The 13790-nt window shown below is 73.9% G+C and carries 11 protein-coding genes; 3 read left to right on the top strand and 8 right to left on the bottom strand.

Features of this window, described 5'->3' with window-relative positions:
• Window positions 1-9: 9 nt before the first annotated feature.
• The 3 genes from rsmG (at window position 10) to BJY28_RS05140 (ending at window position 3449) form a co-directional block, all read left to right on the top strand.
• The gene (rsmG, locus tag BJY28_RS05150; protein WP_179462054.1) at window positions 10-654 is read left to right on the top strand and encodes a 16S rRNA (guanine(527)-N(7))-methyltransferase RsmG; all 645 of its coding nucleotides are present in this window, start codon (window positions 10-12) and stop codon (window positions 652-654) included.
• Window positions 655-1008: 354 nt separating this feature from the next.
• Window positions 1009-2292 (top strand): ParA family protein, encoded by a 1284-nt coding sequence (locus BJY28_RS05145; protein ID WP_281366905.1) that lies wholly within the window; start codon window positions 1009-1011, stop codon window positions 2290-2292.
• On the top strand, window positions 2289-3449 hold the full coding sequence (locus BJY28_RS05140) for a ParB/RepB/Spo0J family partition protein (protein WP_179462053.1): 1161 nt from the start codon (window positions 2289-2291) through the stop codon (window positions 3447-3449). The genes BJY28_RS05145 and BJY28_RS05140 overlap by 4 nt, the downstream gene beginning before the upstream one ends.
• A 737-nt stretch (window positions 3450-4186) precedes the next feature.
• Here the strand turns inward: BJY28_RS05140 and trxA are convergent.
• The 8 genes from trxA to BJY28_RS05100 all read right to left on the bottom strand — a co-directional run bounded on the left by trxA (window position 4187) and on the right by BJY28_RS05100 (window position 13699).
• Window positions 4187-4510 (bottom strand): thioredoxin, encoded by a 324-nt coding sequence (trxA, locus tag BJY28_RS05135; protein WP_179462052.1) that lies wholly within the window; start codon window positions 4508-4510, stop codon window positions 4187-4189.
• 59 nt (window positions 4511-4569) lie between these two features.
• Window positions 4570-5610: a thioredoxin-disulfide reductase gene (trxB, locus tag BJY28_RS05130; protein WP_179462051.1), complete on the bottom strand. Its 1041-nt coding sequence runs from the start codon at window positions 5608-5610 to the stop codon at window positions 4570-4572.
• Window positions 5611-5716: 106 nt separating this feature from the next.
• On the bottom strand, window positions 5717-6649 hold the full coding sequence (locus BJY28_RS05125) for a hypothetical protein (RefSeq protein ID WP_179462050.1): 933 nt from the start codon (window positions 6647-6649) through the stop codon (window positions 5717-5719).
• On the bottom strand, window positions 6646-7296 hold the full coding sequence (sigM, locus tag BJY28_RS05120; protein ID WP_179462049.1) for an RNA polymerase sigma factor SigM: 651 nt from the start codon (window positions 7294-7296) through the stop codon (window positions 6646-6648). The genes BJY28_RS05125 and sigM overlap by 4 nt, the downstream gene beginning before the upstream one ends.
• An 11-nt stretch (window positions 7297-7307) precedes the next feature.
• Window positions 7308-9464, bottom strand: a complete 2157-nt coding sequence (locus BJY28_RS05115) for a galactose-binding domain-containing protein (protein WP_179462048.1) — start codon at window positions 9462-9464, stop codon at window positions 7308-7310.
• Window positions 9465-9570: 106 nt separating this feature from the next.
• Window positions 9571-11196 (bottom strand): murein biosynthesis integral membrane protein MurJ, encoded by a 1626-nt coding sequence (gene murJ / locus BJY28_RS05110; RefSeq protein WP_179462047.1) that lies wholly within the window; start codon window positions 11194-11196, stop codon window positions 9571-9573.
• Window positions 11193-13244, bottom strand: a complete 2052-nt coding sequence (locus BJY28_RS05105; RefSeq protein WP_179462046.1) for a DUF6049 family protein — start codon at window positions 13242-13244, stop codon at window positions 11193-11195. The genes murJ and BJY28_RS05105 overlap by 4 nt, the downstream gene beginning before the upstream one ends.
• Window positions 13217-13699 carry an NUDIX hydrolase gene (locus tag BJY28_RS05100; protein ID WP_179462045.1) on the bottom strand — a complete coding sequence of 161 codons (483 nt, stop codon included), beginning with the start codon at window positions 13697-13699 and terminating at the stop codon, window positions 13217-13219. Before BJY28_RS05100 ends, BJY28_RS05105 begins: the two co-directional genes overlap by 28 nt.
• Window positions 13700-13790: the final 91 nt, after the last annotated feature.

Raw genomic sequence — 13790 nt, 5'->3', positions numbered from 1 at the left:
CGTGCCGGCATGACCGAGCACGAGACCGCCCCGCAGGCCCCGGAAGGCGCTCACCGACTGTTCGGTGAGCGCCTTTCGCTGGCCGCCGCCTTCGCCGACATCCTCGCCGACACGGGGGTGAGCCACGGCCTCATCGGCCCGCGCGAGGTGCCTCGCCTCTGGGACCGGCACATCCTCAACTGCGCGGTCATCGCGGACGCCTTCGCCGATGGCGAGCGGGTCATCGACGTCGGCTCCGGTGCCGGGCTGCCCGGACTGGTGCTGGCGATCGGACGGCCCGACCTCGAGCTGCACCTCGTCGAGCCGATGCAGCGGCGCACCGACTGGTTGAGCTCGACCGTCGAGGATCTCGGGCTGGACAACGTCACGGTCCATCGTGGTCGTGCCGAGGAGATGACCGGGACGCTCGCTGCCCCGGCGGTGACGGCGCGGGCGGTGGCTCGGCTGGACAAGCTGGCACGGTGGTGCCTTCCGCTCGTCGAGCCTGGTGGCCGCCTCGTGGCGATGAAGGGTCGCAGCGCTCCGGAGGAGATCGAGCAGGCCCGGACGGTGCTGCGACGGCTCGGCGGCATCGATCCTCGGGTGGTCGAGCACGGCGAGGACGTGCTGCGTGAACCGACCCGGACCATCCAGGTCACCCGCTCGAAGCGCTGAGCCGTCGCAGGGGCTGAGCCCTGGCAGGACGGTCGGTCGCGACGCCCTCCCCGCGCCGTTTCACGTGGAACGCGGTGCGACCTTCGCCGGGCGTGCCGGTGGACGGTGAACGCACGTCCGCGGACGGTCGCGCGGTCGACCGGCGCGTTTCACGTGGAACACGGTCACTCAGGGCCGTCGAGCCCGCCTTGCCGCCCCGACCACCGCGGCTTGTCCACCGAACATGTGGACAACCGGTGGACAACTCCCGATATCGACCGAGTTGTCCACAGTGACGACGCTGAATCACACCGTGGTCCACAGAGCTGGGACGTCGATTGGCATCAGCGGCCCTCGCGGTGTTGGATATCGCTGATGTCCTCCTCGACCGTAGACGCCCCGCCGGTACCGACCCTGAGCACCGTCGCCGCGGGATCACGAGAGGTCGTCCCCGGGATGGGATGGCCGACCCTCGGCACCCGGGCCGGAGCGCCGATCGGCTGGATGGGGGTGCCGTCGCCTCATGCCGAGACCGGCACCTCGCCCGAGCCGCCGATGGCTGCACCGGCCGCGGAGGACCCCGCCGAGGAGAGCGTGGTGGGGAACGCCGCCGACGGCACGGCAGAGGTCGAGTCCTCCGACGCCGTGCCCGACGGCCCGGCAGCGACCGAGGACCCCGACTCAGCAGAGCCCCACGACGCGCCCGGGAACGACTCGCCGGGGACTGAGTCGTCCCCATCCGATTCGCCGTCCGACGAGGCGCTGCGCGACTCGCCGGTGATGGCGGCGGTCCGGGCAGACACCACGATGCGCAAGGCGCTGCAGGATGCGCGCTTCCCCGCCCCGCCGCAGACCCGGGTCATGACGGTGAGCAACCAGAAGGGCGGCGTCGGCAAGACCACCACGGCGGTCAACCTCGCTGCGGGTCTCGCCTCGCGCGGGCTCTCGGTGCTGCTCGTCGACACCGATCCCCAGGGCAACGCGAGCACCGCCCTGGGGATCGATCATCACGCCGAGGTGCCCAGCGTCTACGACGTCCTCGTCGAGGGCACCCCGATGGCCGAGGTGCTGCAGCCCTGCCCGGACGTGGACAACCTGTGGTGCGTACCGGCGACGATCGATCTGGCCGGCGCCGAGATCGAGCTCGTCTCGCTGGTGGCCCGGGAGAACCGGCTGCGCCGGGCGGTGGATGCGCTGGTCCAGTCCCGTGCCGATGCCGGCGAGCCGCAGATCGACTACATCATCATCGACTGCCCACCGAGCCTGGGTCTGCTCACGGTGAACGCCTTCGTCGCCGCCAGCGAGGTGCTCATCCCGATCCAGTGCGAGTACTACGCGCTAGAGGGCCTGTCCCAGCTCCTGAAGAACATCGACCTCATCCAGGCCCACCTCAACGCCGACCTGCACGTCTCGACGATCCTGCTCACCATGTACGACGGGCGCACCCGGCTGTCCGCGCAGGTCGCCGACGAGGTGCGGGCGCACTTCCCCGAGCAGGTGCTGGAGACGACGGTGCCGCGATCGGTCCGGGTCTCCGAGGCCCCGAGCCACGGCCAGACGGTCATCACCTACGACCCGCAGAGCACCGGCGCTCTGTGCTACCTCCAGGCCGCGGCGGAGATCGCCGACCGTGGCGCGCAGCAGAAGGGCGACGCATGAGCGAGAAGCGACGAGGACTGGGACGCGGGCTCGGCGCCCTCATCCCCGAGGCGGGGCAGGCTGCGGGAGGCGCCGGACGCGGCAGCGCGCGTCCCACCGACGTCTTCTGGCCGGGGACGGACACGGTCGTGGGGGCAGAGCCGGCCGAGGCGTCCCCGGAGAGCGGGATCCAGCAGACCGCTCCCTCTGGCAGGGGAGCTGACAGCGACGGTGGCGGCTCGGAGCCGCGGGATGCCACCCAGGATCGGACGAGCGAGCCGGGATCTGCACCCGACGGCGGGTCCGAGACCGAGGGTGCGGGCGCCGTCGACGTCGCCGCGGCCGGGCTGGCGCCGGTGCCTGGCGCGGTCTACCGCGAGGTCCCGGTCGGCTCGATCCGGCCGAACCCACGGCAGCCACGCACCGTCTTCGACGAGGACGACATGGCCGAGCTGGTGCACTCGATCCAGGAGATCGGGGTGCTCCAGCCGATCGTCGTGCGGCAGGTGCCCGACGAGGGCGGTGCTCCCCGCTTCGAGCTCGTCATGGGTGAGCGGCGCTGGCGGGCCAGCGTCCAGGCGGACCGCGAGACGATCCCGGCGATCATCAAGGAGACCGAGGACGACACGCTGCTGCGGGATGCCCTGCTGGAGAACCTGCACCGCAGCGAGCTCAACCCGCTCGAGGAGGCCGCGGCCTACCAGCAGCTGCTGGACGACTTCGGCTGCACGCAGGAGGAGCTGGCGGGACGGATCGGCCGCAGCCGCCCGCAGATCTCCAACACCCTGCGGCTGCTGCGGCTGCCGCCGATGGTCGCCCGTCGGGTGGCGGCCGGGGTGCTCAGCGCGGGGCACGCCCGCGCCCTGCTCACCCTCGACGACGCCGCGGCGATGGAGCGGCTGGCCCAGCGGATCGTGGCCGAGGGTCTGTCGGTGCGCAGCGTCGAGGAGATCGTCGCTCTCGGGGTCGACCCGGAGCGTCCGGCGCGGGCCGGGCGCACCGCGGGCGAGCCCGACCCGCGGCTGGACGACCTCGCGGCGCGGCTCAGCGACCGTTTCGACACCCGGGCGCGGGTGACCCTCGGCAAGCGCAAGGGGCGGATGACGATCGAGTTCGCCTCACGCGAGGACCTCGACCGGATCCTCGACCAGATGGGCGTGGACACCACCGAGCTCTGACCGTCTCGGAGTCGCCGCCGCCGGGCTGGCGACCGAACGGCTCTCACAGCGCCGGATCGCTTGCCGCACAAGGGATTACGCGCCATTCCGCGCCCTCCGCCGGACCCCCTTCCGGCAGTTGCGGGTGGAGTGTGAATTGCCCGGGCAGTTACGGACCTGGGTGTGAATTGCCCGGGTAGTTGCGGACCTGGGTGTGAATTGCCCGGGCAGTTGCGGGTGGTGCGTGAAGTTCGCCCGGGCAGCTGCGGACCTGGGTGTGAATTGCCCGGGTAGTTGCGGACCTGGGTGTGAATTGCCCGGGCAGTTGCGGACCTGGGTGTGAATTGCCCGGGCAGCTGCGGACCTGGGTGTGAATTGCCCGGGTAGTTGCGGACCTGGGTGTGAATTGCCCGGGCAGTTGCGGGTGGTGCGTGAAGTTCGCCCGGGCAGCTGCGGACCTGGGTGTGAATTGCCCGGGTAGTTGCGGACCTGGGTGTGAATTGCCCGGGCAGTTGCGGACCTGGGTGTGAATTGCCCGGGCAGTTGCGAGCCTTGGGTGTGAATTGCCCGGGCAGTTGCGGGTGGTGCGTGAATTGCCCGGGCAGTTGCGAGCCTTGGGTGTGAATTGCCCGGGCAGTTGCGGGTGGTGCGTGAATTGCCCGGGCAGTTGCGGATCAGGGCGAGCACACCAAACGGTTGGAGCACGGCGACGGCCCGCCCCCGGGTGGGGACGGGCCGTCGGTCGTGCTGCCGGTCGGTCAGCCGATGAAGGGCTCGATCTCCTTGACCAGCTTGGGCTTCGGCATGGCGCCGGTGAGGGTCTTGACGACCTCGCCGTTCTGGTAGACGTACATCGCCGGGATCGAGGTGATGCCGTACCGCGCGGTGATCTGCGGGTTCTCGTCCGTGTTGAGCTTGACGATGTCGAGCTTGCCCTCGTACTGGCCGGAGAGCTCCTCGAGCACCGGGGCGACGGCGCGGCACGGGCCGCACCAGGGCGCCCAGAAGTCGACGAGCACGGGCTTGTCGTTCTGCAGGACGTCCTTGTCGAAGGTGGCGTCGCTGGTCTGCGTGGTGGCCATGAGGGTTCCTCTCGCTGTTCGGTGGTTCTCGTGGGTTCGGTGGGTCGGCCGGAGCCGGGTCAGCGGGCGCCGACGGTGCCGGCGACCGGGTCGGGCTGGCCGATGAGCGCCTGGTCCGCGGCCGGGGCGCCGGCCTCGTCGCGGGCGGCCAGCCAGCGCTCGGCGTCCAGGGCGGCGGAGCACCCGGACCCGGCGGCGGTGATGGCCTGGCGGTAGGTGTGGTCGACGAGGTCGCCGCAGGCGAAGACGCCGTCGAGGTTGGTCCGGGTGGAGCGCCCCTCGACGAGCACGTAGCCCTCGTCGTCGAGACGGACCCGGGTGAGGTCGTCGGTGCCGGTGAGTAGCTCGTTGCGCGGGTCGTGGCCGATGGCGACGAAGAGGCCGGTGGCCTCGATCTGCCGGGTCTCGCCGGTGACCGTGTCGCGAAGGGTGAGACCGCTCAGCTTGTCGTCGCCGTGGATCTGCGCCACCTCGCTGTTCCACGCGAAACGGATCTTCTCGTTGCTCAGCGCCCGCTCGGCCATGATCTTGCTGGCCCGCAGCTCGTCGCGGCGGTGCACGATGGTCACGGTCCGGGCGAACTTCGTCAGGAAGGTCGCCTCCTCGACGGCCGAGTCGCCGCCGCCGACGACGACGATGTCCTGGTCGCGGAAGAAGAAGCCGTCGCAGGTCGCGCACCAGCTGACCCCGTGACCGGAGAGCCGCTTCTCGTCGGGCAGCCCGAGCTCACGGTAGGCCGAGCCCATGGCCAGGATGACCGCGTGCGTCAGATAGGTGGTGCCCTCGCTGTCGGTGACGGTCTTCACCGGCCCGTCGAGCGAGACCGCGGTGACGTCGTCGGTGATGATCTCGGCGCCGAAGCGCTCGGCCTGGGCCCGCATGGCCAGCATGAGGTCCGGTCCCATGATGCCGTCGGTGAAGCCGGGGAAGTTCTCCACGTCGGTGGTGTTCATCAGCGCGCCACCGGCGGTCACCGAACCCTCGATGAGCAGCGGGCGCAGGTTGGCCCGGGCCGCGTAGACGGCGGCGGTGTAGCCGGCGGGGCCGGAGCCGATGATGACGACGTCGCGGACGTCGGTGGCGGGGGCGTCGGCGGTCACGAGCAGCAGTCCTCGGGTCGAGATGGTCGTCGGACCCCATGATCTGGGGCGTCCTTGGCGTCAACGTCATCGTAGGACGGAGGCATTCCCGCGCGCAGGAGCGGCCCTAGCCTGGTCCGATGCGCTGCCGCTCGGCGCACGTGACCGGGTCGTACACCCGGACCTCGGGCTCGTCCGCGCCGCCGGCCACGACCAGCGCCGGCTCGCCGTCGAGGCTGGCCTGCACCCAGGTGCCCGGATCCCACCCGGTGCCCTCGGTCGCGGCGGTGATCGGCCCTGCGCAGTCGATGCTGCCCGGGCCGATCGGCGAGATCGTGGGATCGGGGTTGAGGTCTCCCCGGCGGCCGGCGGCGACATCCTCCAGCTCCGCGGTCGTGAAGTCGTGGCTCATCACGTAGTAGCGGTCGGTGCTCTGCGGTACCGCGCTGGTGGAGGAGCCCTTGGTGGTCGAGGACCCGGTGGCCGAGGACCCGGTGGCCGTGGACAGCCCCTCATCGGCTGCGCCCTCCGGGGCCTCGGGCTCGGCCGCGCTCGTCGTCGCGGTCGACGGGGCCGCCTGGGCCGAGGGCGCCTCGGCCGCGTCCCCGCTCACCGCGGCATCCCCGCCGTCGCCGAGCTGCTGGATCGCCAGCCCGCCCCCGAGGACCAGGGCGGCGGCCGCAGCCAGACCGCCGATCCACCGCGGCGCCGAGGACCTCGTGCGGCGGGCGGGGCCCGACCCGCTCGTGCCCTGGCCGCCGGTGAGCGGCACGACGAGTGCCGCCCCGTCGCGGTCCTGGGTCGAGCCGTCGTCCTGGGAGCCGCCGCCTCCGGGGTGGGTGCTCGGCGCGTGGACACCTGCGGCCTCGCGCTCCGTCGACCCGCCGGCTCCTGCCGACTCTCCGGGCGCGCTGCTCTGCTCCTGCTCCGCCCGCAGCCGGGCGCTGATCCGCGCCGCGACGTCGTCGGGCATCGGCCCGGGGTCCGGCAGCCCGGACAGCAGCTCGCGCACCCCGGTGGGGTCCGGCTCGTCGCCCGTGCCGGGCCGGTGCTCGCTCATCCCCACCCCTTCGTCACGTCGTCGGTGCCAGGGTCCGGGTGCGGGCCCTCTCCATGGTCAGACGCGGGCGGGGTCGTCGAGGTTCCCGCGGCGGGCCGGCCCAGGCTCGGTCCGAGCCGGGCCGCCAGCTCCCGGCGCCCGCGGGCGCAGCGCGACTTCACCGTCCCCTCGGCCACCTCGAGCACGGCGGCGGCCTCGGCCACCGGCAGCCCGTGCAGATCGACGAGCACCAGGGCCAGCCGCTGCGGCTCGGGCAGCCCGGCCAGGGCCTCGTGGACGACCAGGCGCGCGTCCACGGCCGCCTGCGGGTCGCCGCCGGCCGGCGTGCGCTCCAGCTGCTGGTCGGTGAGCTCGACGGTCGGTCGCGCCCGGCGCAGCAGGTCGAGGCAGGCGTTGACGACGACCCGGTGCAGCCAGGTGGTCACCGCCGCGTCCCCGCGGTAGGAGCCGGCCCGGCGGAAGGCGGCGACGAAGCCGTCCTGGACGGCGTCGGCGGCCAGCTCCGGGTCGCCGCACACCCGGACCGCCACCGCCCACATCCGGTCGCGGTGCCGGCGGAAGAGCTCGCCGAAGGCCTCCGGGTCGCCGGCGACGTGCCGCTCCAGCAGCTCGCGGTCGTCGAGCCGCTCCAGCGGTCGGTCGCTCATGCCGAGGCTGGTCAGCGCACCGCGATCTCGGAGAGGTAGGCCCGGTGGTAGCCGTCGTCCGAGGGCACGGTGGAGGTGAACCACACGGTGACGTACTGCGCCTCCACCGGCTCGGCCACCCGCAGGTCGACCGCACCGGTCTGGCCGTTGGACTGGCCGATGACGGTGCCCTCGTTGGTCGGGGCGTCCCCGGCGTAGACCGTCGCCTCGTTCGCCTGCGGCAGGGTGATCGTCACCTCGCTGATGCTCACCGGCTGGCCCAGGTCGATGGTGACCCCGACGCCCTCCTTGGTGCCGCCGAAGTTCTCCGCCTCGTAGCCCTCGGTGGTCCAGGTCGTGCCGTCGTCGCCGTCGTAGACCCGCGGCGCCTCGGCCTCGTGCTCCTGCTGGTCACCCTGCGGGTCGAAGCCGGCGGCGTTGATCACCCCGTAGGCCTCGGCGTCGGAGCCGCCGCCACCCTCCTCGGTGGTCGTGGCCACAGCGGTCTGGTCGCTGCCGAGGATCGCCTCGAGGTCGGTGTTCTCGCCGATCCGGGAGACCCCGACGAGGCCGACGACGAGCGCGGCGACGACGAGCGCGACCATGAGGGTGAAGACGGTGTTCGACTGGGCCCGCGAGGGCGGGTCCCCGCTGCCGCCGGGCAGCAGCGGCAGCGGCGGGTCCAGCTCGGCCCGGCTGGGGCTGGCCTGCAGCGACTCGGTGGTCTCCTCGTCCTCGCGCAGCGCGGCCCGGCGGGCCCGCCGGTCGGCGACGGCGTCCCGGGAGCGCTCGCCGGCCGAGCGGGCGGCGTGGCCGAGCCGGCTGCCCACGGCACCGGCCCCGCTGGCGGCGGCGCCGACGGCCCCGGCGCCCGCGGCGGCCACCTTCGCCCCGCGGTGCTCCGAGCGGCCCTCGTCGTCGGCCCCGGCCTGGTCGGCGCCCCGGTCCTGGTCGTCGCGGTCCAGCGGCTCCAGGACGGTGGTGTCCTCGTCACGCTCCCCGGGCCGTGCCCGGCCGGAGCCGGCGGTGGCCGCGGCGGCACCGGCGCCCGCGGCCCCGGCTCCTGCAGCAGCGGCTCCCGCAGCAGCGCCCGTGGTGCTCCCGGCGCCACGAGCCGGGCCCGTCCCGGACGTGCTCCCGGTGCTGGCGGCGGCACCGTCGTCGGTGCTGCTGGCCTCGTCCGTGCGGGCCGCCTCGTCCGTGCCCGGCTCGGTGCGCGGGGTCACCCCGGCGCGGCGCTCCTTGAGGCGGTTGGCCCGGCGGCCGATCCAGGCCGCGGCGCCGGCGGCGATCGGTCGGGTGGCGTCGGTGTCCACCACCCGGGTGGGCTCGTCCTCGTCGGGGGTGCTCGTGGGCAGGGCCGCGGTGGCCTCCGCGTCGCCCTGGTCACCCAGCGGGGTGCTGGCGACCTGGTCGCCGGTGGTGGCCACGGCGTCGCCGCTGAGCGGGATCCGGGACCACGGCGCGATCTGTGCGGCCAGGTCGCCGGGGGAGTCCGGGCCGGAGCCCTCGGCGAGGGTCTCCCGGCAGATGGTGTCGAGGTCGCCGGGCACGCCGACGGCCACGGCCGACGGGGGACGCAGCCCGCTGCCGCTGCGCTCGGCGGGAGGCAGACCGCTGTCCTGGCCGGGCAGCGGCCAGGTCCCGGTGAGCCCGGCGTAGGCCAGCGCGACGATCGCCGTGGCGTCCTCCCGGCTGGCCTCCTCGCCCTCGGTCTCGACGCCGTCGAGCGCCGCGGCGGTGGCCATGCCGCGCACCTTGACCCGGCCGTCCTCGGTGAGCAGCACCGAGCCGGGGCCGAGGGCCAGGTGGTGCAGCCCGCGGGTCCGGGCCGCCTCGACCCCGGTGGCGACCTCGCCGACGATCCGGCGGACCTCCTCGGCCGGCAGCCCGTGCTCGCCGACGAGCTCGGTCAGGGTGCGGGCGTCGCCGAGACGGTCCTCGGCGACGAAGGCGAGGTCCCCCTCCTGGCCGACGTCGAGGATGCGGACCAGCTGCGGCGCCTCGATCCCGGCGGCGCGGCGGGCGGCGTCGACCGCCGCCTCGGTGGAGACGTCGCCGGCCGGCATGACCAGCAGGCTGACGTCGCGGTCGAGGATCGTGTCGTGGGCGGACCAGCGCTCGCCGCCGGGGCGGGTCTCGAGACGCTGCCCGAGGGTGTAGCGGCCGAGCTCGCTCCCGGGGCTCACGGAGGACGCACCAGGCACGGATGACCCTTTCGTCGCGGGGTGCTTGCCGCGCCATCCTAGGTCCACCGGGCGACCCGGTCCGGTACGTGGGACGGGCGCGTCCGGCTCAGGCGCGTCCGAGGCGGCGCAGCACCGGGGCGAGCAGCTCGGTGACCTCGCTGACCCGCATCCGCGCGGCCAGGGCCAGGGTCACCGCGAGCAGCAGCCCGCCGCCCAGGGTGCAGATCACCACCGCCGACCACCAGCCCGGGGGCAGCACCGCGTCCAGCAGCCGGACCAGGCCCCAGGCGAGGACGGTGGCGATCAGCGTGGCCACCCCGAGCCGCACGTACTGCTGCACCACCGAGGACAGCCCCAGCGGCCCGAGCGAGCGGCGCAGCAGGGTGAAGCCGAGCACCGCGGCGACGAGGTTGCTCAGCGTCTGCCCGACCCCCACCCAGGTGGCCGAGTCGGCCGGCGCCCGGGTGGCGGCGAAGAGGGTGAAGCTCACCGCGATGACGGTGACCACCAGCTGCAGGTAGAAGGGGGTGCGCCCGTCCTCGTGCGCGTAGTAGGCGCGCTGCACGAGGTAGAACCAGCTGTAGGGCAGCAGGCCGACGGCCATCGCCACGAGCACCCCGACCACGGCGTCGGTCGAGCTGCGGTCGTTGCCGGGCAGGATCACCTGCAGCAGGTGCGGCGCGAGCACGATCATCGCGGTGGTCCCGGGGACGAGGACCACCGCGGGCAGGCGCAGGCCGCGCCGCAGGTCGGCGGTCACCCGGGGCACGTCCCGGTCGTGCACCGCGTTCGAGAGCCGGGTGAAGAGCGCGGTCACCAGGCTCACCGTGATCAGGCTGTGCGGCAGCATGAAGAGCAGGAAGGCGTTGCTGTAGGCGAAGATCCCGGCCGCCTGGTCGCCGGCCTGCTGGGCCTCGTAGGAGGCTCCGGTGAGCACCCGGGTGGTGAGGAAGTAGGCCAGCTGGCTGATCGCCACCGCGGAGAAGGCCCACAATGCCATCCGCGAGGCGGCGCCCAGGCCGCTGCCGCGGATGCCCCACACCGGGCGGTAGCGGAAGCCGATCGCGCGCAACGGCGGGACCAGGGCGAAGGCCTGCACCGCGATGGAGATGGTGGCCGAGCCGGCGAGCACCCCGATCATCGTCGGCGTCCACTGCTCGACGCCGGCCTGCAGCGGGGCGTCGGTGACGAGGAACCAGCCGAGCCCGGCGATGGCGACGACGTTGGCCAGGGCCGGGGCCCACATGAAGGCGGCGAACCGCTCGTTGGCGGTGAGCACCTGCCCCAGCAGCGTGTAGAGGCCGTAGAAGAAGACCTGCGGGAGGCAGATCACGGCGAAGGCGGTGGCCAGGGTCCGGGACTCGGCGTCCCAGCTGCTGGCGACGACGAGGTCGACGAGCAGCGGCGCGGCCAGGGTGAGCACCAGGGTGGTGACGCCCATGATGGTCATCGCCAGGGTCAGCAGCCGGTTGACGTACTCGACCCCGCCGTCCTCGTGCCGCATCGCCTTGGTGATCTGCGGGACGATGACGGCGTTGAGCACTCCGCCGGCCAGCAGCAGGTGGAAGATGTTCGGCAGCGTGTTGGCCGCGTTCCAGGCGTCCGCGGCGATGAGCGTGACCCCGACGACCATCCCGGTGAGGCCGTTGCGGGCCAGCCCGAGCACCCGGGAGGCCAGGGTGCCGGCGGCCATCACGGCGCCGGAGCGGGCCAGGGTGCGTGACTCGCTCATCCGTGCTGTCCCTCCGGGCCGCTGGTGGCCACCGGTCGGTCGCCGCGCCTGCGCACGGTACGCCACACCCCGGCGACGACGAGCAGCGTGGCCGCGCCGCCGAGCACCCAGTAGATCCAGTCACCGGTGGGCCGCACCCGCGCGTCGAGCTGGGCCGGTGCGGTGAGCACCTCGCCGTCGGGCGAGGCCACCTGGATCTCGATCGGCACGTTGCCGGCGGCCAGGGCGCTCGCCTCGACGGTGACGGTCTGCCGGGAGCCGGGGCCGACGGTCACCGGCTCGGGCTGCTGCTCGATCCGCAGCGCCGGGCGCCCCGGCTCGAGGGTGACCTGGAGGTTGCGCAGCTCGACGTCGGTGTGGTTCTCCACGGTGATCTGCAGCCGTCCGGAGTCGGCGAAGAAGTTCACGTCGCCGGAGGAGACGGTGAGGTCGTTCGTGGTCAGCGTCGCCTCCTCCCGCAGCTCCCCTTCGGCCTGGCCCCACGACCAGAGGTGGCCGCGCCACCGGGCGGAGGCGAGCTGGCCGAAGGCGGAGCCCATCACCTCGGCCCACACCGCGCCGTCGGAGCGCACCGAGGCGTAGGTGCGCAGCGCCTCCCGGTCGCGGGTGAGCCGGGTGGCCCGGGAGTCGTTGAGGATGGGGTCGGCCGGCGGGTCGGCGTCGGCCAGCAGGTCGGCGGCCTCCGCGACGGTGTCGGGCAGGTCGACCACCGGCGCGTCCGCGGTCTCGGCGCGCACCTCCTCGAGGGTGGCGCTCTCCAGCCAGGGGATGTCGGTGGCGCCGTCGCGCACCTGCGCGTAGGCCTGCGGGTCGGGCTCGCTGTCCCGGCCCGGCAGCACCAGCACGCTGCGTCCGGTGCCGGGCATCTGGGCGAGGATCTCCGCGGTCTCGGCGACGACCCGCTGGCGGGCCAGCACCGCGTCCTGCGTGCCGGTCAGCCCACCCACGGTGTCCGAGAGGGTGGCGTCGGCGACGAGCAGCGGCGCCCCGGACCCCGAGCGACGTGGGCTGGAGCGGCTGCCGTCCTGAGGGAGGGAGGTGCTGGGGACCACCACGGTCGGCTGCCGGCCGTACATGTCCGTGTAGGCGGCGACCCGGTCCTGGGAGACGATCCCGTCCGCCGGCCAGGCCAGGTCGCCGGTGGCGCCGAGCTCGTCGGCGAGCTCCTGCCCGGAGGTCACCTGCGGGTCGACCAGCGCGGCCGACTCCTCGGAGGCGGCCGCCGCGGCGATGTCGGCGTCCGCGTCCGGCAGCACGACGGTCGCGTCCGGGTCCAGGTTCTCCCGGACGACCTCAGCCCGGGCGTCGCGGATCTCCCGCTCCCCGGCGAAGGAGTCCGGCTGCGCCGGACCCTCGGGCACGCTGCCGAGCACGGTCGGGTCGAGGAACCACACCTCGCCGTCCTCGGGGCTCTCATCGGTCAGCTCGGCCACCCGGGAGCCCTCGCCGACCGCGTTCTCCCAGCCTGCCTCGCGGTCCGCTCCGGGGGCGCCGACCACCCGCCGGTCGTGCGGCAGGGTCACCGGGACCCCCCACAGCATGCGCAGCGGCTCGTACTCCTTGGCCCGGTGGACGCCGAGGAAGGTGCGCACCGCACGGGGCGCCTGGTCCACCTGCACGCTCACCGGCGCCGCTCCCCAGGAGCGACCGGGCAGCAGGTCGGCGGCGTCGACCTCGAGGCGTACCGTGGTCTGCTCGCCCGGGCCCAGGGCGGCGGGCTCGGCGGTGTCCAGGGCGCTGCCCTGCACCGGGTCGTCGGACTCGCTCCAGTCGGTGGCCGAGACCCCGCTCGGCCCGGTGACGACGCTGATGCTCGCATCGTCGACCGTGGTGGTGCCGGTGTTGCTGACCTCGGCGGTGATCCGGGCGGTGCCGTCGTCGCTGGTGACGACCGGGGTGATGTCGGTGAGCACCACGCGCAGGTCGGCCACGTCGCCGGCCCCGCCGGGTCGGGCGAGCGCGGCCGGGGGCAGCAGCAGGGTGGTCAGCAACAGGGCGAGCAGGGCGCCCGCCCCGCGGATCAGCCCTCGCCGGCGAGCCGCTGCCACGCCTCCCTCGCGATCCGTCGTTCGTTGGGGAAGGTGAGGTGGCGGTGCGCCTCGCGCAGCGAGAGCCAGGCCACGTCGACCGCCTCGTGGTCCGGGTCGTTGTCGATGGTCAGGTAGCCGCCGATCGCCTCGAGCAGGTAGTGGTGCACGAACTTGTGGATCCGCCGGTCCGGGGTGGCGAACCAGTAGTCGATGGTGCCCAGCTCGATGAGCACCCGGGCCTCGATCCCGGTCTCCTCGGCGACCTCGCGGGCGGCCGTCTCCACGAGGGTCTCCTCGCCCTCGATGTGCCCCTTGGGCAGGCACCACTCCAGCCGTCCGGCCCGGTTGCGCCGGGCGATGACGGCGATCCGGGCCTCGCCCTCGTGCACGTCGACGACGACGCCGCCGGCGCTGCGCTCCTCCACCGCGGGCAGGCGCCGCGGCGACCTGGAGGCGGGGGCGGGCGAGGTCATGCCCTCACCATAGCCAGCCGGGCCGGAGCGGCATCTGGGACCGCTGGGGCAGGCGGGAGCTGGGGGCGGGCGCCCCGCGGCGACTAGGCTC

This window comes from Janibacter alkaliphilus, from assembly GCF_013408565.1.
GTDB lineage: Bacteria > Actinomycetota > Actinomycetes > Actinomycetales > Dermatophilaceae > Janibacter > Janibacter alkaliphilus.
Note: the sequence above shows the minus strand (reverse complement) of the source record. Positions and strands in the feature narration are given on the sequence as shown.